Below are 20277 nucleotides of genomic sequence, written 5' to 3'. Positions count from 1 at the left end.
TTTGTTACTTAGCCAGCAAATTGCTGTATGAAGCGACTTCCGAAATAGGCAAGGGTGAGAATGCCCGCACCCGCGACGTTGAACCAGACCACGCGACGACCGCGCCAGCCCTCATGATAATGGCCCCATAACAGCACAATATAGACAAACCACGCGATGATGGAGAGCACCGCTTTGTCGATATTCTCCACGCTGAACAGGTTTTTCATATAAAACAGGCCAGTGCAGAGCGTTAAGGTCAATAATACTACGCCGACCTGGGTGATGTGGAACATCTTACGCTCAATGACCATCAGCGGCGGCATCTCATGGTTAAACGCCAGCTTTTTGTTTTTCAACTGGTAGTCAATCCAGGCGAGCTGCATGGCATAGAGCGCGGCAATGATCAGCGTTGCGTAAGAGAACAGCGACAGGCCGATGTGCACCAGCATGCCCGGCGTGGCTTCCAGATGCGTAATGAACTCATTGGGCATAAAGGTAGCTAAGGCCAGATTGATCAGCGCGAAGGCATAAACAATGGGCAGCAACAGCCAGCCACGATTCTTAGAGGCGACAATGGTCATCACCGTACAGATCATCAGGCTGACCAGCGAACCGACGTTCAGCACGCTCAGGTTTTGCACGCTGCCGTCACCGGGAATGATGCGCGATTCCAGCGCAAAAGCGTGACTAATCAGTGCGATCACCGCCGACAGAATAGCCATGCGCCGCCAGCCGCTGTTTTTTTGCAGCAGTCCGGGAATGATCAGCGCAAGGCTGACAGAGTAGGCAACAAGGGCGATCAGTGCGAAAACAGGCATATAGGCATCGACAGTTGTCTTAATAAGAAAGAGAAGCAGTATAACGTTACGTGACGCCTGCTCCAACCGTTGCATAACAACAAAGGCGCCTTCATGTTATACTCCGGCAAAATTCTGTGTATGTGTCGCTCATGGCGGCCCAACGTTTCTACTCAGGCGAGAGACAATGTTTGATAATTTAACCGATCGTTTGTCGCGCACGCTGCGCAACATCAGCGGCCGCGGACGCCTTACTGAAGACAACATCAAGGAAACGCTGCGCGAAGTGCGCATGGCGCTGCTGGAAGCAGACGTCGCGTTGCCGGTTGTTCGTGATTTTATCAACCGCGTTAAAGAGAAGGCGGTTGGTCATGAAGTTAACAAGAGCCTGACCCCGGGTCAGGAGTTCGTCAAAATCGTTCGTAACGAACTGGTTTCGGCGATGGGCGAAGAGAACCAGGTCCTGAACCTGGCGGCTCAGCCTCCGGCCGTCGTGTTGATGGCGGGTCTGCAGGGGGCGGGTAAAACCACCAGCGTCGGTAAGCTGGGTAAATTCCTGCGCGAGAAGCACAAGAAAAAGGTGCTGGTGGTTTCTGCGGACGTTTATCGCCCGGCGGCGATCAAACAGCTGGAGACCCTGGCGCAGCAGGTTGGGGTCGATTTCTTCCCGTCTGACGTGGCCCAGAAGCCAGTCGACATCGTGAACGCGGCGCTGAAAGAGGCGAAGCTGAAGTTCTACGACGTGCTGCTGGTGGATACCGCCGGTCGTCTGCACGTCGACGAAGCGATGATGGACGAAATCAAACAGGTGCATGCTTCTATCAACCCGGTAGAGACCCTGTTTGTGGTTGACGCCATGACCGGTCAGGATGCGGCAAACACCGCGAAAGCGTTCAACGAAGCGCTGCCGTTAACCGGCGTGGTGCTGACCAAAGTGGACGGTGACGCCCGCGGCGGTGCGGCGCTTTCTATTCGTCATATCACCGGTAAGCCGATCAAATTCCTCGGTGTGGGCGAAAAAACCGAAGCGCTGGAGCCGTTCCACCCGGACCGTATTGCCTCCCGTATCCTCGGCATGGGCGACGTACTGTCGCTGATTGAAGATATCGAGAGCAAAGTTGACCGTGCGCAGGCCGAGAAGCTGGCCAGCAAGCTGAAAAAAGGCGACGGTTTCGATCTGACCGACTTCCTTGAGCAGTTGCGTCAGATGAAAAACATGGGCGGCATGGCAAGCCTGATGGGCAAACTGCCGGGCATGGGCCAGATCCCAGACAACGTAAAAGCGCAGATGGATGACAAGGTGCTGGTGCGTATGGAGGCGATCATCAACTCAATGACCCTCAAAGAGCGTGCTAACCCGGATATCATCAAAGGTTCCCGTAAGCGCCGTATCGCAGCCGGTTGCGGCATGCAGGTGCAGGACGTTAACCGCCTTCTGAAACAGTTCGACGACATGCAGCGCATGATGAAGAAAATGAAGAAAGGCGGCATGGCGAAAATGATGCGTGGCATGAAAGGCATGATGCCACCCGGTTTTCCTGGGCGATAATCGCTTTTGAGATTGCTTTTTGCCCGAAAATGAGTAAAATTTTCGGGCTTTTAATATGACACCCGGGCTCCGTTCCTCGATGGGGCCCGGTTGTTTTATTCACACAAGAGGATGTTATGGTAACTATTCGTTTAGCACGTCACGGCGCTAAAAAGCGTCCGTTCTACCAGGTTGTTGTGACTGACAGCCGTAATGCACGCAACGGTCGCTTCATCGAGCGCGTTGGTTTCTTCAACCCACTGGCCGCTGGCGCAGAAGAAGAAACTCGTCTGGATCTGGATCGTATCGCTCACTGGGTTGGCCAGGGCGCGACTGTTTCCGATCGCGTTGCTACGCTGATCAAAGCAGCAAACAAAGCAGCTTAATCTGTCACGGTGGTCATGATGAGCAATAAAGCACCTGTTGAACCGATTGTATTGGGCAAAATGGGTTCTTGCTACGGTATCCGTGGTTGGCTCAGAGTGTTTTCCTCCACTGAAGACGCTGATAGCATTTTTAATTACCAGCCCTGGTTTATCCAGAAAGGCGGTAAGTGGGAAGAGGTCGAGCTGGAAAGCTGGCGTCACCACAATCAGGACATCATCATCAAGCTGAAAGGCGTTGACGATCGTGATGCCGCGAATGCACTGACTAATTGTGAAATTGTCGTGGATTCGTCGCAGTTGCCGGAGCTCGAAGAAGGCGACTATTACTGGAAAGACCTTATGGGTTGCCAGGTAGTCACTACTGAAGGCTACAGCCTGGGGAAAGTCATCGACATGATGGAAACCGGGTCCAATGACGTTCTCGTCATTAAGGCAAACCTGAAAGATGCATTTGGCATCAAGGAGCGGTTGGTTCCGTTCCTCGATGGACAGGTTATCAAGAAAGTCGATCTCGCTACTCAAACGATTGAAGTAGATTGGGATCCTGGTTTTTAAATTCTCCGGATAAACGGTAAAAGACGGCGCTATGTGGATTGGCATAATTAGCCTGTTTCCTGAAATGTTCCGCGCGATTACCGATTACGGGGTAACTGGCCGGGCAGTAAAGAATGGCCTGCTGAGCATCCAGAGCTGGAGTCCTCGTGACTTCACGCATGACCGGCACCGTACCGTGGACGATCGTCCTTACGGCGGCGGACCGGGGATGTTAATGATGGTGCAACCCTTACGGGACGCCATTCACACAGCAAAAGCCGCGGCAGGTGAAGGCGCAAAGGTGATTTATCTGTCACCTCAGGGACGCAAGCTTGATCAAGCGGGCGTCAGCGAACTGGCGACGAATCAAAAACTGATTCTGGTCTGTGGTCGCTACGAAGGGATAGATGAGCGCGTAATTCAAACCGAGATTGACGAAGAATGGTCTATCGGCGATTACGTTCTCAGCGGTGGTGAGTTACCCGCAATGACGCTGATTGACTCCGTCGCCCGGTTCATTCCGGGAGTACTGGGCCATGAAGCTTCGGCAACGGAAGATTCCTTTGCCGATGGGTTGCTGGACTGTCCACACTATACCCGTCCTGAAGTGTTAGAAGGGATGGAAGTCCCGGCAGTGTTACTGTCAGGAAACCATGCTGAGATACGTCGCTGGCGTTTGAAGCAGTCGCTGGGCCGAACCTGGCTTAGAAGACCTGAACTTCTGGAAAACCTGGCTCTGACTGAAGAGCAAGCAAAGTTGCTGGCCGAGTTCAAAACTGAACACGCGCAACAGCAGCATGAACATGATGGGAATGCGTAATACGCTCCCGAATATCAGTTTACCCAGGATAAGAGATTAAATTATGAGCAACATTATTAAGCAACTTGAACAAGAGCAGATGAAGCAGGACGTACCTTCCTTCCGTCCAGGTGACACCGTGGAAGTGAAAGTATGGGTTGTTGAAGGTTCCAAAAAACGTCTGCAGGCATTCGAGGGCGTGGTTATCGCTATTCGTAACCGCGGTCTGCACTCTGCATTCACTGTTCGTAAAATTTCCAACGGCGAAGGCGTTGAGCGTGTCTTCCAGACTCACTCTCCGGTAGTTGACAGCATTGCTGTTAAACGTCGTGGTGCTGTACGTAAAGCTAAACTGTACTACCTGCGTGAGCGTACTGGTAAGTCTGCTCGTATTAAAGAGCGTCTGAACTAAGATTCGCTTAAGCGACATCCTGTTAGAAAGGGCTGGCCGAAAGGCTGGCCCTTTTTTTATCCCATCGCATCTCTCGTGTTAACCCTTTCGTCATAAATCATTTACAATGCTGGCCTCTTCCGTGGAGGGTAAGTGATTAACGTACTGCATCAGCATAACTGGAAACGCGCAGCGGCATTGACCGCGCTGTTTGCGATCCTGCTGATCGTGATCGCACCGCTGATCTCCGTCTCGCTGCAAAAAGATCCCATGAGTGCCATGCCGGGGATGCACCATGACATGAGCATGATGTCGATGGATGAGCACCACGGCGATATGCAGCACAGCATGCCGGTTGACCATGCGGAAGCCTGTGGCTACTGCGTGCTATTAGCCCACGTGCCGGGCATGATACTTGCTCTGATTGTGCTGCTCAGTATCGTGCTGCAAAGGCTGCGTGTCAGGATGCCGCGTCAGGCGGTCAGCCACTGGCACTTTTTCCCCTGGCTTTATCCTGATACCCGCGCGCCGCCGCGGCAGTCTGCTTTTTCCCTTTAAAAAATATCGATAACTTTTTGCCTTAAAAAGGAAAAGTATGACTACCTGCACTCCGCGCGCGGCATGGGGAAACCTGCTGCGTCGACTCCATTTCTATGTCGGGCTGTTTGTCGGCCCGTTTATTTTCTTCGCCGCGCTGACCGGTACGCTGTACGTGGCGACACCACAGCTGGAAAATATCCTGTACCGGCACGCGCTCCATACGGATTCCGTGGGGGAACTCCAACCGCTGGCGGAACAGATCGCCGTGGCGGAAAAAAACATCAGCACCGATCTGCGTTTATACGCCGTTCGTCCTGGCCTCGCTGCGGGTGAAACCACCCGGGTGATGTTTGCCGACCCGTCGCTTGGGCCATCGGAGACCCGCGCTATTTTTATCGATCCCGTTACTCTTGCGGTGCGTGGCGATATGACCGTGTATGGCACCAGCGGGATTTTACCGCTACGCCAGACCATTGATTATCTGCATACGTCCCTGATGCTGGGTAACGTTGGTCGGCTCTACAGCGAGCTGGCCGCGTCGTGGATGTGGGTCGCCGCGCTGGGCGGGATTGCGCTGTGGTTTTATACCCGGCCAAAACGTCGGCTCAACAATCGTTTTCAGAACCGGCGTCGCCTGCATGTCACGCTGGGCTGGGTACTGCTGGGGGGAATGTTGCTGTTTTCTGCGACCGGCCTGACGTGGTCCCAATGGGCGGGCGGCAACGTGGATAAACTGCGCGCGCAGATGAACTGGCTCACGCCGCAGGTGAACACCACGCTTTCGGGTGCGCCCGTCACGATGGATGAGCACGCTGAACACCATGGGCATCATGCTGGCATGATGATGCCCGACATGACGATGGATCTGACCCAGTTCGATGGCGTATTGCACGCTGCCCGCCAGGCCGGGATTGATGCGAATAAACTCGAAATCCGCCCGGCGAAAAGCGCTGACCAGGCGTGGACCGTGACGGAAATTGACCGTCGCTGGCCGACCCAGGTGGATGCCGTTGCGGTGGATCCAAATTCCATGCAAATTCTGGACAGAACCCGCTTTGAGGATTTCCCGTTAATGGCAAAGCTGACCCGCTGGGGTGTGGATTTCCATATGGGGATCTTATTCGGGCTGGTTAACCAGTTACTGCTCGTCGCATTTGGCCTGGCGCTGTGTGTGCTGATTGTCTGGGGATACCGGATGTGGTGGATGCGTCGTCCGGCGCAATCGACGGCGGATCCGCTTCAGACGCTTTGTCAGTGCTGGCTGGCGCTCCCGGGATGGGGAAAAGCCGTCACGGTGGTGGTCAGCGTATTGCTGGGGCTGGCATTGCCGGTGATGGGCGTGAGCCTGGCGCTGTTTATGCTGATTGACTGGCTACGCTGGCGAGCGGCAACTGGCGTCTCGCTCGCACAATCATCCGTTAAATAAGGCTATGGCGTGCTGATGACCACCGCGACCCGACGGTTTTCAGCACGCCCTTGCGCCGTACTGTTGCTGGAAACCGGATATTTTTTACCTAATCCCTGCGTGGTGAGGTTGCTGCGCGGGATATTGGCGCCTTTGGCCCAGACGTCAGCCACTGCATTGGCACGTTTTAACGACAGCGCTTCGTTGTAGCTCTCTTCTCCGTAATTATCGGTGTGGCCATCCATACGCGCGTGTTTTAGGCCGGTGGCCGCCAGGCGAGAGGCCATGGTGCGGATCTGCGCTTCACTTTCCGGGCGCAGTCTGGCGTCATTTTTATCAAACAGGATCGTATCTGACAGGCCCAAAGACCAGTCGCCATTCAGTTCGTTAAAACCGTATGACTTCATCGCCGCAATTTGCTCAGGGGTGAATTTACCTTCAGGCGGTAACTGACAACCCGCCAGTACCATTGAAGCGAGAAATAACGGCGCGAAGTATCGCTTTAACATATCGTATCCTTTCTAAGTTATTGCTTTTGTACGCTGGTTTTTATCCTGGTACATGTTGCGGTCGGCTTGCTCCAGTAATGCTTCCACAGAGGCACTTTCCCACGCCAGAGCAAAGCCAATGCTAAGTGACATCGTTGCTGTCTGCCCGTTATGCAGATCGAACGGGCGCATAAACTGCTGCGACAGCGCAGCACAAATCTGTTGAACCTCTGCGGCAGACTGCACGCCGTACAGCACCATCGCAAACTCGTCACCGCCAAGGCGGTATGACTGATGACGCTTATCGCCAAACTCAACCATCCGGCGGGCGACTTCAATCAGGACGCAATCGCCCGCAGCATGTCCCCAGGTATCGTTAATAAACTTGAAATTATCACCGTCGAGGAAGAGCAGGGCAGTGTTGGTTTTTGCGGAGGCGTCGTGCATTAATGCCGCGATGCTGCTACGAAACGCCGCCCGATTGGCGAGGCCGGTGAGAGGATCGTGCATGGCGGTACGCAGTAGCTGAGCGTTTTTAGCCTGCAGCTTAAGCTGCCACTCTTCCATTTCATCCAGCAGACTGTTGAAGTCTTCGCCAAACTGGTGGAATTCTTCGATGCGACCATCCTTCACCCGCCGGGAAAAGTTGCGGTTGGTACGTACGTCATGCACGACGTCGGTGATGTTTTGCAGCGCCGTGACCATGCCATGATGCAGAGATTGTGTAATCGTAAGCGCGACGGCGGTGGCAAAAAGAATACAGCCGGTAAGAACGGCAAACGACAGCCAGATGAAATGGCTGATGAGATTATCGCGTGCGGTCAGGCGAATTTCGCCGATCGCATTACCGTTATGCATGATGGGCTGCGCGACCGGGTCGGGGAACAGCCAGCGGCTAACCAATGCACCCAGCGTGTCGTTATTCTCTTCCGGGTTCCAGGACCAGTAAGCAAACCGCTTTTTATGCGCGTTAATAACCTCAGCCACGGCAAACTGGCCCTGTTTACCCAGGGTGGCGAGCGTTTCGTTAGCCGCCAGCGAATCATTAAACACCAGTGAGGCTTCAAGGCTGTGGCTCATTGTTGCGCCGGTTAATTCGAGATTTTTTTGGGCGTATTGCTTTAATGTCACCACAGAAGCAAAACAGAGCAGGAGCCAAATTAACGTCATAGTGATGATGACGCTTATCATGCTGATTCGTCTCAACGTGCTTTTAAACGTTGGACGTGGCGTTGAAGTGATTTCTTTATCCATGCTGCTTATTCCGTGCCAGCATTAATACATCCGGATTGACGCGTACGCCACTGCGCGTCAATGCATCGAGATTAACGGAAAATCTGACCTGGTTATGATCGATTATCAGGCAGAATGCACTGCCAATAACACATTCCGGATTCTGCTCTGAGATTAATAGCAATGCTCTGCCCTGATATTGACTTATTAATTCAAGTTGTTTTGCAGGCGATTCAGCCCCGAAATAAATAGCATCACACGTCGCGGACAGGGCTTCCTGATCGTTACGTACAATGACGGGAGTATAAGGTAACTCGCTTTGCCCCTCTTCGCTGCTCAGTGCTTGCGTGTAGTGAGACGAGGCATAAACGCAGAGTTTAGGTTGCCCGGAAAGTGACGGCCATCGGGTATAGCTCACAATACCCGATACAATCGAACGTACCGATTTATCGGTTTCCGTGAACGTGGCTGCCGGTGCTGGGCCCACCATAAAGAACAGCATTAGCACCAGAGTGAGTCGGAACAAAGAGATCAAGAATGAATTTCTCACCAGAATCCGCCATACCGCTCTGGAAAATAGATGTCCTTACGAGTTGTCGGCAGAATACCATTGTTTATCAAAGCCGTCATTATGTCAGAAATGTACTGAGTACGACCTAAGCTAAATCCTACAGTTGTATATATTCCGGCGTATAAAAAAACGGCTTAATTAAGTCTGCTGGAACGCATACTTTCATCCATTCCTTGTTGCCATGATTCATGCAGTTTTGCTGCGTTTTCAACAGTATCACAACTGGCCGGGAAAGATTTACCTGCTACTCCCCAGGCGTGAATAAAACCTTCCTCACACACTTTTTTCTGTCCGTCGGCGTAGCCACGAAGATATTCACTACGATCAACCTGCGGATCGTTAAAACTATCGGCCAGCGTCTGATTATCTTTAACCGGCAGACCATTCATGGCGTCTTCTTTACCCGCATCAAACCAGCTGGGACTAGTCCAGTCGGGCTGGAAGGTATAAGGGTTGATCTCACAGCCCGATAAAAACAGCGACAACAGCATCAGAGCAATTGAACGCATAGCCATTCTCCTTTTTTCTTCAGCATAGCCTGTCAAAAGAAAGTGGGAGTGTAATTTTATGTTTACGATTTTGTCGGCTGATTTTTGCAGTAAAATGGCTTTTGTAAAGTAAAGTGTACGTATTTTGGATTGAAATCTTTACTTGTTGTGGTATCGTTGTTTCACCTCTTCGAGGAAAACACCTATCGCAAACGAGCTTTACAGGATCGCCATCATGCAAAAAGACGCGCTGAACAACGTACATATCACTGACGAACAGGTTTTGATTACACCGGATCAACTGAAAGCGGAGTTCCCGCTGAGCGCCGCGCAGGAGGCTCAAATTGAGCACTCGCGCCAGACCATTTCTGACATTATCGCTGACCGCGATCCGCGTCTGCTGGTGGTATGTGGTCCTTGTTCCATTCACGATCCTGAAACCGCCATTGAGTACGCTCGTCGATTTAAAGCATTAGCGGAGGAGGTCAGCGATAGCCTCTACCTGGTGATGCGCGTCTATTTTGAGAAGCCACGTACCACCGTTGGCTGGAAAGGGTTGATTAACGATCCGCACATGGATGGCTCGTTTGATGTGGAAGCCGGTCTGAAGATTGCGCGTCGCCTGCTGGTTGAGCTGGTCAGCATGGGGCTGCCACTGGCAACCGAAGCGCTGGATCCGAACAGCCCGCAGTACCTGGGCGATCTGTTTAGCTGGTCTGCGATTGGTGCGCGTACCACGGAATCACAAACCCACCGTGAAATGGCGTCTGGTCTGTCGATGCCGGTAGGTTTTAAAAACGGGACCGACGGTAGCCTTGCCACGGCGATCAACGCCATGCGCGCCGCGGCCATGCCGCATCGCTTTGTAGGTATTAACCAGGCGGGCCAGGTTTGTCTCCTGCAGACGCAGGGTAATCCGGACGGTCATGTGATCCTGCGTGGCGGTAAAGCGCCAAACTACAGCCCGGCAGATGTGGCACAGTGTGAAAAAGAGATGGAGCAGGCGGGACTGCGCCCGGCACTGATGGTAGATTGCAGTCATGGTAATTCGAACAAAGATTACCGTCGTCAGCCTGCGGTGGCGGAATCGGTGGTCGCACAAATCAAAGACGGCAACCGTTCTATTATCGGTCTGATGATTGAGAGCAATATTCATGAAGGCAATCAATCATCTGAACAACCGCGCAGCGCAATGAAGTACGGTGTGTCCGTGACGGATGCCTGCATCAGCTGGGAAACCACCGATGCGCTGCTGCGTGAGATCCACAAAGATATAAACGGCCAGCTGGCGACGCGTCTGGCTTAAGAGGTTAGGTATGGTTGCTGAATTGACCGCATTACGCGATCAAATTGATGAAGTGGATAAGGCGCTGCTGGATCTGTTAGCGCGCCGTATGGCGCTGGTTGCCGAGGTGGGTGAGGTCAAAAGCAAATATGGCCTGCCGATTTACGTTCCGGAGCGCGAGGCCTCCATGCTGGCTTCCCGTCGTAAAGAGGCCCAGGCGCTGGGCGTCTCGCCGGATTTGATTGAAGATGTTTTGCGTCGTGTGATGCGGGAGTCCTACTCCAGCGAAAACGATAAAGGCTTCAAAACCCTTTGCCCGTCCCTGCGCCCGGTCGTTATTGTGGGCGGGGCGGGTCAGATGGGGCGGCTGTTTGAAAAAATGCTGACCCTGTCTGGCTATCAGGTGCGTATCCTGGAAAAAGAGGACTGGGCAAAAGCACCGGAGCTGATGAAAGATGCCGGAATGGTCATCGTCAGCGTGCCGATTCACGTGACGGAGCAGATCATTGCGAAGCTTCCTCCGCTACCTGCAGATTGCATCCTGGTGGACTTAGCATCCGTGAAAAATGGTCCGCTGCAGGCAATGCTGGCTGCGCACACGGGGCCGGTCCTGGGGCTACATCCTATGTTTGGCCCGGACAGCGGCAGCCTGGCGAAACAGGTGGTGGTCTACTGCGATGGTCGTCAGCCGGAAGCCTACCAGTGGTTCCTGGAACAGATTCAGGTTTGGGGCGCGCGGCTGCACCGCATTAGCGCGGTTGAACACGATCAGAATATGGCGTTCATCCAGGCGCTGCGCCACTTTGCGACCTTTGCCTATGGGCTGCATCTGGCGGAAGAGAATGTGCAGCTTGAGCAGTTATTGGCACTCTCTTCGCCTATCTATCGTCTGGAGCTGGCGATGGTGGGGCGTCTGTTTGCTCAGGATCCCCAGCTTTACGCCGACATTATTATGTCGTCTGAGAACAACCTGGCACTGATTAAGCGTTACTACCAGCGTTTTGGCGAAGCCATTACGCTGCTGGAGCACGGCGACAAGCAGGCGTTTATCGACAGCTTCCGTAAGGTCGAACACTGGTTTGGCGATTACGCGCAACGTTTCCAGAGCGAGAGCCGCACGCTGTTGCGTCAGGCAAATGACAGTCGCCAGTAATGCGATGATGTATATACTGAAAGCCAGCATTGCTGGCTTTTTTCATTTTGGGGAACTGTCATGGCCGAACCGCAGCTGCTGTTGAACTACACCGGGCATCTGCCCGAATGCCCGACGTGGAGTGCAGAGGAAAATGCGCTCTACTGGGCGGATATTCTTGAAGGTGAGATCCACCGTTATCATTTACCCACGGCGGAACACACCGTGCTCTCTTTCCACGAAGAGGTGGGGTGTTTCGCCCTGCGCGAACGCGGCGGCTTTATCGTCGCGATGCGAAGCGGCATCTGGCTTTCCGATAAACACGGTCTGCTGCAGCGCAAAGTCTGTGATAACCCGTCGAATCCGCAGCTTGCGCGTTTCAATGATGGGGGAACCGATCACCGGGGCCAGTTCTACGCCGGGACCTTCTGGGCACCGGGTGATTACAACGGGGCGCTGCTGATGCGCATTGATAACGATCTGACGCCAAAAGTTATCCAGTGCGACATTCATGGCCACAATGGTCTGGCATTCAGCCCCGACCAGCGGTGGATGTTTACTTCTGATACGCCAAACGGCGTTATCTACCGTACCCCACTGGATGAGCAGGGGGAACCCGGTAAAAGGGAGGTATTCCGCCGGTTCAACGACGGCGAAGGGATACCTGACGGTGCCGCGATGGACGTGGAAGGCTGTTACTGGAGTGCGCTGTTTGATGGCTGGCGCATCGCGCGCTTTTCACCTCAGGGAGAGCAACTGGAAGAGTACCGTATGCCGGTCCGTTGCCCAACGATGGTCTGCTTTGGCGGTGACGATATGAAAACGCTGTTTATCACGACCACCCGGGAAAATATGGATGCGCAGGAGGTGGCGCAATATCCCCTCTCCGGCGCTATCTTCACCCTGCCGGTCAGTGTGGCAGGGATGAAGAAAAGCCGGTTTATCGAACGTTAGCTTGGGTCAACCGGTACCACGTTTTCGCTCGGATAACAGCCCAGCACCTTCATTGAACGGGTGATTTCGCTCAGTTCACGCAGGGCTTTCTGCATGGACGGCGATTCCAGGTTGGCCTGAATGTCGAGATAGAACATCTCTTCCCACGGATTGCCGTGAATCGGGCGCGATTCGAGTCGGGTCATGATCAGATTGTGGTTACGCAGTACCAGCAGCGCTTCAACCAGTGCGCCTGCCTGCTGCCCGGTTGCCATCAACAGGGTGGTTTTGGCGGGCACCTGATCAGAGACATTAATGGCTTTGCGTGCCAGCACGATGAAGCGGGTAATGTTTTGCGTCTGGTTTGCCAGGTTACGTTCCAGAACCTGGAGACCATACAGCGCACCGCCCGCCTCGCTGCCCAGCGCCGCGACGGTAGGGGAGTTTGCCTGGGCGACTTTTTCCATCGCCGCGGAGGTGCTTTCGGTGTACTCAATTTTCCAGTTCGGATAACGGTTCAGGAACTGACTGCACTGCTGGAACGGCTGCGGATGGCTGTAGACCGTCTCGATGGTGCTCAAATCGGTTGAGCCAGAGACCAGCACGCAGTGATCGATAGGGATTGTCAGCTCCCCAACCAGCGACAGGCTGGTGTGTTGCAGCAGATCGTACACGTCGTTGATGGCACCGGAACTGGTGTTCTCAATCGGCACGACGGCGTAATCCGCCTGGCCGGTTTCCACCTGATTGAAAATATCGGCGAACTTTGCGCAGCCGCTCTCAATGAACTCTTCAAAATGACGTGCAGCGTACTGGCGGGCAGCCAGATGGGAGTAGGAGCCCTTAGGGCCAAGAAACGCGATGCGGGCAGAGTGCGGGTTGGTTTTATTCAGATGCTGCTGCAACAGCGCTTGCTGGGTCAGAACAGAGTCTTCGATGATGAGCTGGAACAAACGGGTGATGTAATGTGCGTCAAGATGATGGGCTTTGCCGAGTTGAATCAGACGTTCCAGCAGGTCGCGTTCGCGGTCGATATCACGTACCGGACGGTGGGAGTCCAGTTTGGCTTTACCCACTTCGATGGCGAGCGCGCGGCGTTCAGCCAGAAGTGCCAGTAATTTTTCATCCAGCGCGCTGATTTTTACTCGCAGATCCAGTAACGGGTTTTCCGGTGTCATAGTGTTGTCTGTCTCGTTTTATCGTTATCAATAAAAAAGGCCTCCCGGTGTGGGAGGCCTTGTTGTTCGTCTTCGCATTCTTTATCACACGACGAAACGCCTCCCGTTCAGGGGAAGGTAAAAAAGAATGCGAAGAAAAACGGCGTTAGTTTCATGAAATCATCCTGTGGTTGATAACGTTAAAGTACCCGTACTGTTTTCACCCTGTCAATAAAAAACGCGCCCGAAGGCGCGTTGGCGGTAAACTCAATTTAAAGGATTACTCTTCTTCAACTTCTTCCGCGAAGCTGGCGTCTTTCACCGAGGTCGTGGCGCGACGGGCTTCACCTTTGTGCTGCACTTTATTGAGCTGCCGTTCCAGCTTGTTGATCAAATCGTTAATAGCGGTGTACATATCCTCGTGTTTTGCGCTGGCGACCAGATGGCCGTTTGGAGTATTGATAGTTGCGTCAGCGATGAAACCCTGCGGCTCCTTAGACAGGATGATATGTGGATTAATCAAGTGTGTTTGCCATTTATCCAGTTTGGCGAGACGGTCTGCGACGTGCTGGCGAATTGCCGGGGTAATTTCCATTTGTTTGCTGGTAATGTTCATTGTCATAAATTTTACCTCTTGTCTTTCCGTCTTGGTGATTCCAGCATACCTGTCCTAATGTCAAAATGTGTGATTTAGATCACGTTATTTTGTCGGTTTTTGTCAGGGAATCTTTTTTGTGAGGCAGGGCAGGAAGAGGTGAGATTTACCTTGTCGAAGGCAAAAATTGCGGTCATAGTTGATAGGATGTGTTGAAGCTAAACCGCTTCAGCTTTGTCTGAATTGAATAAAAAAACGGCAGCCCGCGGGCTGCCGTTTTGCTTTGACGTCGCTATCAGGTGTTGCTGCTGTTCGCGGCGATGATTTTTGCTACCTTGTCTGCCTGTGCGGTCATCTGCATCTGGCGGTAAGCATTCTCCATCAGCTTCAGGCCGTCGCGGGTCGCCTGCGTATCCGGATAATCACGCAGCATTCCTTCTACACGGTTAACCACGGCAACCCATGCGCCACGGCGGGTGTAGTATTCAGCAACCGAGTATTCGTATTTCGCCAGACGGTCTTTCAGGAATACCAGACGTTTGGTGGCGTCGGTCACGTACTGGCTGTTCGGATAGCCGCGCACCAGTTTGGAAAAGTCGTTGAACGCATCACGCGCATGCTGCGGGTCACGGTCGGAGCGATCCACACCGAAGAAGCCCTGCAGGGCACTGTCATCCAGCGCCATGTTGGTCAGACCGCGCATGTACATTACATAGTCGATGTTAGGATGAGTCGGGTTCAGACGCATGAAACGATCGATGGTTGCCTGAGCCAGCGGCAGATCGGCATTTTTATAGTATGCGTAGATGAGATCTAACTGTACCTGCTGCGAATACGGACCAAATGGATAGCGATTATCCAACGCTTCCAGTTGCGTTATCGCCTGTTTCCAGTTACCGTCCTGCAACTTTTGTTGTGCAGTCGCATAGATTTCATTCGGCGGATTGTCAGGGACCTGTTCATTTGAACCGGAGCAGCCCACCAAAGCCAGGCTCAACGTGGCCGCTGCCACCAGATATTTCATGCGCGTCATGACGTTTTGACTTTCCTCAAATGTTTGTCCGGGAGAAACTCTGTTCCTGCTCCCGATTAAGACCAGCTACAATAGCACACTATATTAAACGGCAAAGCCGTAAAACCCAACGTTAAACGAAGAAGCAGTTTATGGCACAACGAGTAGAACTCACCGCAACAGTCTCCGAAAATCAGCTCGGTCAACGCTTAGATCAAGCTTTGGCCGAATTGTTCCCTGATTATTCGCGTTCACGCATAAAAGAATGGATTCTTGACCAGCGCGTGCTGGTAAACGGTAAAGTCTGGGACAAACCGAAAGAGAAAGTGTTAGGTGGGGAAGCTGTCGCCATCAATGCTGAAATCGAAGAGGAAATCCGCTTCGAGCCACAGGATATCCCACTGGATATCGTCTATGAAGATGATGACATTCTGGTGATTAACAAGCCGCGCGACCTGGTTGTTCATCCGGGAGCGGGGAATCCTGACGGTACGGTACTTAACGCACTTCTCCATTATTATCCGCCGATTGCTGATGTGCCGCGTGCCGGTATCGTGCATCGTCTGGATAAAGACACCACCGGTCTGATGGTGGTGGCAAAGACTGTACCTGCCCAGACTCGCCTGGTGGAATCACTGCAGCTGCGTGAGATCACCCGCGAATATGAAGCCGTGGCTATTGGCCATATGACTGCTGGCGGTACGGTTGATGAGCCGATCAGCCGTCACCCTACCAAACGTACTCATATGTCGGTGCATCCGATGGGTAAACCGGCGGTAACGCACTATCGCATTATGGAACATTTCCGCATTCATACGCGTCTGCGCCTGCGTCTGGAGACCGGTCGTACCCACCAGATCCGCGTGCATATGGCGCACATCACCCATCCGCTGGTGGGGGATCAGGTTTACGGTGGTCGTCCGCGTCCGCCAAAAGGAGCATCGGACGAGTTCATTAGCGTACTGCGCAAGTTTGATCGTCAGGCGCTGCACGCCACCATGCTGCGCCTTTATCACCCTATTTCAGGGATTCAAATGGAATGGCACGCGCCGATCCCGCAGGATATGGTGGAGCTTATCGACGCCATGCGCGCGGATTTTGAAGAACACAAAGATCAAGTGGACTGGTTATGACCAAACTGATTGTTCCGGAGTGGCCACTGCCTGAAGGTGTGGCTGCCTGCAGTTCAACCCGCGTTGGCGGGGTAAGCCAGGGGGCGTGGGCGTCTTTGAACCTTGGCGCACACTGCGGCGACAACCTGGAACACGTTGAAGAAAACCGCTCGCGGCTGTTTGCTGCGGGCAACTTACCGTCTAAACCGGTGTGGCTTGAGCAGGTTCACGGTAAAGCCGTGCTGAAGTTGACGGGAGAACCCTACGCGTCTAAACGTGCCGATGCCTCCTACAGCGATACGCCGGGAACAGTATGCACGGTGATGACAGCCGATTGTCTGCCGGTGCTGTTTTGTAACCGTGCGGGTACCGAGGTTGCGGCTGCTCATGCGGGCTGGCGTGGTCTGTGTGAAGGCGTGCTGGAAGAGACCGTCGCCTGCTTCAAAGACGATCCTGCAAATATCATTGCCTGGCTTGGCCCGGCAATTGGTCCTCAGGCATTCGAGGTGGGCCCAGAGGTTCGTGAAGCGTTTATGGCAAAAGATCCGCAAGCCGTTAACGCTTTCGAACCTGTGGGGGAAAAATATCTGGCCGATATTTATCAGCTTGCCCGTCAGCGTCTGAATAATGTCAATGTGACGCAGATCTTCGGCGGTGACCGCTGTACGTTCACCGAAAAGGGTGATTTCTTCTCTTATCGCCGTGACAAGACCACGGGGCGTATGGCAAGTTTTATTTGGCTGATATAACCTAAAGAATCAAGACGATCCGGCACGTGCTGTTTTCTTTTCACATAATTCAGGTCATTAACCTTGAATAATTGAGGGATGACCTCATTTAATCTCCAGTAGCAAATTTGACCTGTTATGGGAGGAGTTATGCGTCTGGATCGTCTTACTAATAAATTCCAGCTTGCTCTCGCCGATGCCCAGTCCCTTGCACTGGGGCACGACAACCAATTCATCGAACCTCTTCATTTAATGAGCGCCTTGCTGAATCAGGAAGGGGGATCGGTACGTCCATTATTAACGTCTGCTGGCATTAATGCTGGCCAGTTACGCACTGCCATCGATCAGGCGCTGAGCCGTTTACCGCAGGTAGAAGGTACCGGCGGTGACGTTCAGCCGTCCCAGGATCTGGTGCGGGTGCTGAACCTTTGCGACAAGCTGGCGCAAAAACGTGGGGACAACTTTATTTCGTCGGAACTGTTTGTTCTGGCGGCGCTTGAATCACGCGGTACCCTGACCGACCTGCTGAAAACTGCCGGCGCAACCACGGCCAATGTGACTCAGGCGATTGAGAAAATGCGTGGGGGTGAAAGCGTGAACGATCAGGGAGCCGAAGACCAACGTCAGGCTTTGAAAAAATTTACGGTCGATCTGACCGAGCGTGCTGAGCAGGGTAAACTTGACCCGGTGATCGGCCGTGATGAAGAAATTCGCCGTACTATTCAGGTTCTACAGCGCCGTACCAAAAACAACCCGGTGCTGATTGGTGAACCGGGTGTTGGTAAAACCGCCATCGTTGAAGGACTGGCGCAGCGTATTGTAAACGGTGAAGTACCGGAAGGGCTGAAAGGCCGCCGTGTACTGGCGCTGGATATGGGGGCGCTGGTCGCCGGGGCGAAGTATCGCGGCGAATTCGAAGAGCGTCTGAAAGGGGTGCTTAACGATCTGGCTAAACAGGAAGGCAATGTCATTCTGTTTATCGATGAGTTGCACACCATGGTCGGTGCCGGTAAAGCAGACGGCGCGATGGATGCCGGGAACATGCTGAAACCTGCACTGGCACGCGGTGAACTTCACTGTGTGGGTGCCACGACGCTGGACGAGTACCGTCAGTACATTGAAAAAGATGCTGCGCTTGAACGTCGTTTCCAGAAGGTGTTTGTCGCGGAACCAAGCGTGGAAGATACCATCGCGATCCTGCGTGGTCTGAAAGAACGTTATGAGCTGCACCACCATGTGCAGATCACTGACCCGGCGATTGTTGCGGCAGCGACGCTTTCGCATCGTTATATCGCCGACCGTCAGTTACCGGATAAAGCGATCGACCTTATCGATGAGGCCGCATCCAGCATTCGTATGCAGATAGACTCGAAGCCGGAAGAGTTGGACAGACTCGACCGTCGTATCATTCAGCTCAAACTGGAACAGCAGGCACTCAAGAAAGAGTCTGATGAAGCCAGTAAAAAACGCCTCGATATGCTCAATGAGGAACTGGACGATAAAGAGCGCCAGTATTCTGAGTTAGAAGAAGAGTGGAAGGCAGAGAAAGCGTCACTCTCTGGCACTCAGACCATTAAGGCTGAACTTGAACAGGCAAAAATTGCCATCGAACAGGCGCGTCGTGTCGGTGACCTGGCGCGAATGTCAGAGTTGCAGTACGGCAAAATCCCTGAGCTGGAGAAACAGCTTGAGATTGCGACGCAGTCTGAAGGTAAAACGATGCGTCTGTTACGTAACAAAGTAACGGATGCGGAAATTGCTGAGGTGCTGGCGCGCTGGACCGGTATTCCGGTAGCACGCATGATGGAAAGCGAACGCGATAAACTGCTGCGCATGGAGCAGGATCTGCATCAGCGCGTGATTGGCCAGGACGAGGCGGTTGAAGCGGTTTCTAACGCCATCCGTCGTAGCCGCGCCGGATTGTCTGATCCTAATCGTCCGATTGGTTCGTTCCTGTTCCTGGGCCCTACCGGGGTGGGTAAAACCGAGCTGTGTAAGGCGCTGGCTAACTTTATGTTCGACAGTGACGACGCGATGGTGCGTATCGACATGTCCGAGTTTATGGAGAAACACTCCGTTTCACGTCTGGTGGGTGCGCCTCCGGGATATGTCGGTTATGAAGAAGGTGGTTACCTGACAGAAGCGGTACGCCGTCGCCCTTATTCCGTCATCCTGCTGGACGAAGTGGAAAAAGCGCACCCGGATGTGTTCAATATTCTGCTGCAGGTCCTGGATGATGGTCGTCTGACCGACGGGCAGGGGAGAACGGTGGATTTCCGTAATACGGTCGTGATCATGACATCGAACCTGGGTTCCGATTTGATTCAGGAACGTTTCGGTGAACTGGATTACAGCCATATGAAGGATCTGGTTCTGGGTGTGGTTAGCCATAACTTCCGTCCGGAGTTCATCAACCGTATCGATGAAGTGGTGGTATTCCATCCTCTGGGTGAGAAACACATTGCGTCGATTGCACAGATCCAGCTGCAGCGTCTGTACAAACGTCTGGAAGAGCGTGGATATGAAATTCACATCTCTGACGATGCGCTGAAACTGCTGAGCGAAAATGGTTACGATCCGGTTTACGGGGCGCGTCCGTTGAAACGTGCTATCCAGCAGCAGATCGAAAACCCTCTGGCGCAGCAGATACTGTCAGGCGAACTGGTTCCGGGCAAAGTTATCCGTCTGGAAGCCAACGACGACCGAATTGTGGCAGTGCAGTAAGTCACAAAACGCAAAAACGAGCCGCTTGCGGCTCGTTTTTGTTTAAAAACCAGGCCAGAATTGAGGTCTGGGATGTAATTTGCCTGGAAAGTGAGCAGTCAGTAAATAATTTTCACTTTATCCTTGCGGCTTCAGAATTACTCCCTATAATGCGCCTCCACTGACACGGAACAACGGCACACACGCCGCCGGGTCAGCAGAGAAAAGCAAATTAAACGCTTGACTCTGAAGCGGGAAAGCGTAATATGCACACCCCGCGCCGCAGCGAAAACGAAGCGGCACTGCTCTTTAACAATTTATCAGACAATCTGTGTGGGCACTCAAAGTGACATGGATTCTTAACGTCCTCGGACGAAAAATGAATACCAAGTCTCAACGAGTGAACACGTAATTCATTACGAAGTTTAATTCATTGAGCATCAAACTTTTAAATTGAAGAGTTTGATCATGGCTCAGA

22 protein-coding genes and 1 other annotated feature are annotated in these 20277 nt (G+C 53.0%); of the genes, 13 read left to right on the top strand and 9 right to left on the bottom strand.

The annotated features are described in order from the left end of the window. Positions 1 to 8: 8 nt before the first annotated feature. Positions 9 to 800, bottom strand: coding sequence for a cytochrome C assembly family protein (locus tag AC2FAK_RS15470; RefSeq protein ID WP_014832951.1), 792 nt, complete (start codon positions 798 to 800; stop codon positions 9 to 11). A 166-nt stretch (positions 801 to 966) separates the two neighbouring features. Here AC2FAK_RS15470 and ffh point away from each other — a divergent pair, with 166 nt between their 5' ends. The 7 genes from ffh to AC2FAK_RS15435 all read left to right on the top strand — a co-directional run bounded on the left by ffh (position 967) and on the right by AC2FAK_RS15435 (position 6383). After that, a complete protein-coding gene (gene ffh, locus AC2FAK_RS15465) occupies positions 967 to 2328 on the top strand; it encodes a signal recognition particle protein (RefSeq protein ID WP_013098351.1) in 1362 nt (453 codons plus the stop codon). Positions 2329 to 2444: 116 nt separating this feature from the next. Further along, positions 2445 to 2693, top strand: a complete 249-nt coding sequence (rpsP, locus tag AC2FAK_RS15460) for a 30S ribosomal protein S16 (RefSeq protein WP_003863133.1) — start codon at positions 2445 to 2447, stop codon at positions 2691 to 2693. A 15-nt stretch (positions 2694 to 2708) separates the two neighbouring features. Next, entirely contained in the window at positions 2709 to 3248 is a 540-nt protein-coding gene (gene rimM / locus AC2FAK_RS15455) for a ribosome maturation factor RimM (RefSeq protein WP_013098350.1), read from the top strand. A 31-nt stretch (positions 3249 to 3279) separates the two neighbouring features. Beyond that, the gene (trmD, locus tag AC2FAK_RS15450; RefSeq protein WP_008502493.1) at positions 3280 to 4047 is read left to right on the top strand and encodes a tRNA (guanosine(37)-N1)-methyltransferase TrmD; all 768 of its coding nucleotides are present in this window, start codon (positions 3280 to 3282) and stop codon (positions 4045 to 4047) included. A 43-nt stretch (positions 4048 to 4090) separates the two neighbouring features. Beyond that, the gene (rplS, locus tag AC2FAK_RS15445; RefSeq protein ID WP_002914145.1) at positions 4091 to 4438 is read left to right on the top strand and encodes a 50S ribosomal protein L19; all 348 of its coding nucleotides are present in this window, start codon (positions 4091 to 4093) and stop codon (positions 4436 to 4438) included. A 132-nt stretch (positions 4439 to 4570) separates the two neighbouring features. Further along, a complete protein-coding gene (locus tag AC2FAK_RS15440) occupies positions 4571 to 4975 on the top strand; it encodes a DUF2946 domain-containing protein (RefSeq protein ID WP_045901431.1) in 405 nt (134 codons plus the stop codon). A 37-nt stretch (positions 4976 to 5012) separates the two neighbouring features. After that, positions 5013 to 6383, top strand: coding sequence for a PepSY-associated TM helix domain-containing protein (locus AC2FAK_RS15435; RefSeq protein ID WP_095455323.1), 1371 nt, complete (start codon positions 5013 to 5015; stop codon positions 6381 to 6383). A gap of 2 nt (positions 6384 to 6385) precedes the next feature. Here AC2FAK_RS15435 and AC2FAK_RS15430 read toward each other — a convergent pair whose 3' ends face one another. From AC2FAK_RS15430 to AC2FAK_RS15415, 4 genes are all read right to left on the bottom strand, one after another. Then, complete coding sequence (locus tag AC2FAK_RS15430) at positions 6386 to 6871, bottom strand: OmpA family protein (RefSeq protein ID WP_095455324.1); 486 nt, start codon at positions 6869 to 6871, stop codon at positions 6386 to 6388. A 12-nt stretch (positions 6872 to 6883) separates the two neighbouring features. Then, entirely contained in the window at positions 6884 to 8104 is a 1221-nt protein-coding gene (dgcN, locus tag AC2FAK_RS15425) for a diguanylate cyclase DgcN/YfiN (protein WP_095455325.1), read from the bottom strand. After that, on the bottom strand, positions 8097 to 8585 hold the full coding sequence (gene yfiR / locus AC2FAK_RS15420) for a regulatory sequestration protein YfiR (RefSeq protein ID WP_013098345.1): 489 nt from the start codon (positions 8583 to 8585) through the stop codon (positions 8097 to 8099). The genes dgcN and yfiR overlap by 8 nt, the downstream gene beginning before the upstream one ends. Before the next feature lie 203 nt (positions 8586 to 8788). After that, positions 8789 to 9163, bottom strand: a complete 375-nt coding sequence (locus AC2FAK_RS15415; protein WP_020690780.1) for a DUF2799 domain-containing protein — start codon at positions 9161 to 9163, stop codon at positions 8789 to 8791. Between the two features lie 214 nt (positions 9164 to 9377). On the opposite strand from AC2FAK_RS15415, the gene aroF reads away from it, so the two are divergent. From aroF to AC2FAK_RS15400, 3 genes are read left to right on the top strand one after another with little or no spacing between them, the layout of a single operon-like run. Continuing rightward, positions 9378 to 10448, top strand: a complete 1071-nt coding sequence (gene aroF, locus AC2FAK_RS15410; RefSeq protein WP_485453300.1) for a 3-deoxy-7-phosphoheptulonate synthase AroF — start codon at positions 9378 to 9380, stop codon at positions 10446 to 10448. Positions 10449 to 10458: 10 nt separating this feature from the next. Further along, positions 10459 to 11580 carry a bifunctional chorismate mutase/prephenate dehydrogenase gene (tyrA, locus tag AC2FAK_RS15405; protein WP_013098342.1) on the top strand — a complete coding sequence of 374 codons (1122 nt, stop codon included), beginning with the start codon at positions 10459 to 10461 and terminating at the stop codon, positions 11578 to 11580. 60 nt (positions 11581 to 11640) lie between these two features. Further along, complete coding sequence (locus AC2FAK_RS15400) at positions 11641 to 12513, top strand: SMP-30/gluconolactonase/LRE family protein (protein WP_045901427.1); 873 nt, start codon at positions 11641 to 11643, stop codon at positions 12511 to 12513. On the opposite strand, the gene pheA is transcribed toward AC2FAK_RS15400, so the two are convergent. The 4 genes from pheA to bamD all read right to left on the bottom strand — a co-directional run bounded on the left by pheA (position 12510) and on the right by bamD (position 15277). After that, positions 12510 to 13670: a bifunctional chorismate mutase/prephenate dehydratase gene (gene pheA / locus AC2FAK_RS15395; protein ID WP_013098340.1), complete on the bottom strand. Its 1161-nt coding sequence runs from the start codon at positions 13668 to 13670 to the stop codon at positions 12510 to 12512. The two genes, AC2FAK_RS15400 and pheA, sit on opposite strands and share 4 nt — an antisense overlap. 30 nt (positions 13671 to 13700) lie before the next feature. Beyond that, positions 13701 to 13826, bottom strand: a sequence feature (Phe leader region). Then, positions 13778 to 13825 (bottom strand): pheA operon leader peptide PheL, encoded by a 48-nt coding sequence (pheL, locus tag AC2FAK_RS15390; protein WP_100249759.1) that lies wholly within the window; start codon positions 13823 to 13825, stop codon positions 13778 to 13780. Its footprint overlaps the feature before it by 48 nt. 103 nt (positions 13827 to 13929) lie before the next feature. Further along, positions 13930 to 14271 (bottom strand): ribosome-associated translation inhibitor RaiA, encoded by a 342-nt coding sequence (gene raiA, locus AC2FAK_RS15385; protein ID WP_008502470.1) that lies wholly within the window; start codon positions 14269 to 14271, stop codon positions 13930 to 13932. Between the two features lie 268 nt (positions 14272 to 14539). After that, positions 14540 to 15277 carry an outer membrane protein assembly factor BamD gene (bamD, locus tag AC2FAK_RS15380; RefSeq protein WP_013098339.1) on the bottom strand — a complete coding sequence of 246 codons (738 nt, stop codon included), beginning with the start codon at positions 15275 to 15277 and terminating at the stop codon, positions 14540 to 14542. A gap of 131 nt (positions 15278 to 15408) precedes the next feature. On the opposite strand from bamD, the gene rluD reads away from it, so the two are divergent. The 3 genes from rluD to clpB all read left to right on the top strand — a co-directional run bounded on the left by rluD (position 15409) and on the right by clpB (position 19820). Next, entirely contained in the window at positions 15409 to 16389 is a 981-nt protein-coding gene (gene rluD, locus AC2FAK_RS15375; RefSeq protein ID WP_029882082.1) for a 23S rRNA pseudouridine(1911/1915/1917) synthase RluD, read from the top strand. Further along, positions 16386 to 17117, top strand: coding sequence for a purine nucleoside phosphorylase YfiH (gene yfiH, locus AC2FAK_RS15370; RefSeq protein ID WP_095455326.1), 732 nt, complete (start codon positions 16386 to 16388; stop codon positions 17115 to 17117). Before rluD ends, yfiH begins: the two co-directional genes overlap by 4 nt. 129 nt (positions 17118 to 17246) lie before the next feature. After that, entirely contained in the window at positions 17247 to 19820 is a 2574-nt protein-coding gene (gene clpB, locus AC2FAK_RS15365) for an ATP-dependent chaperone ClpB (RefSeq protein ID WP_013098336.1), read from the top strand. Positions 19821 to 20277: the final 457 nt, after the last annotated feature.

Source organism: Enterobacter cloacae complex sp. 394F7 (genome assembly GCF_057320385.1).
This window is presented reverse-complemented; position numbering and strand designations above follow the sequence as displayed.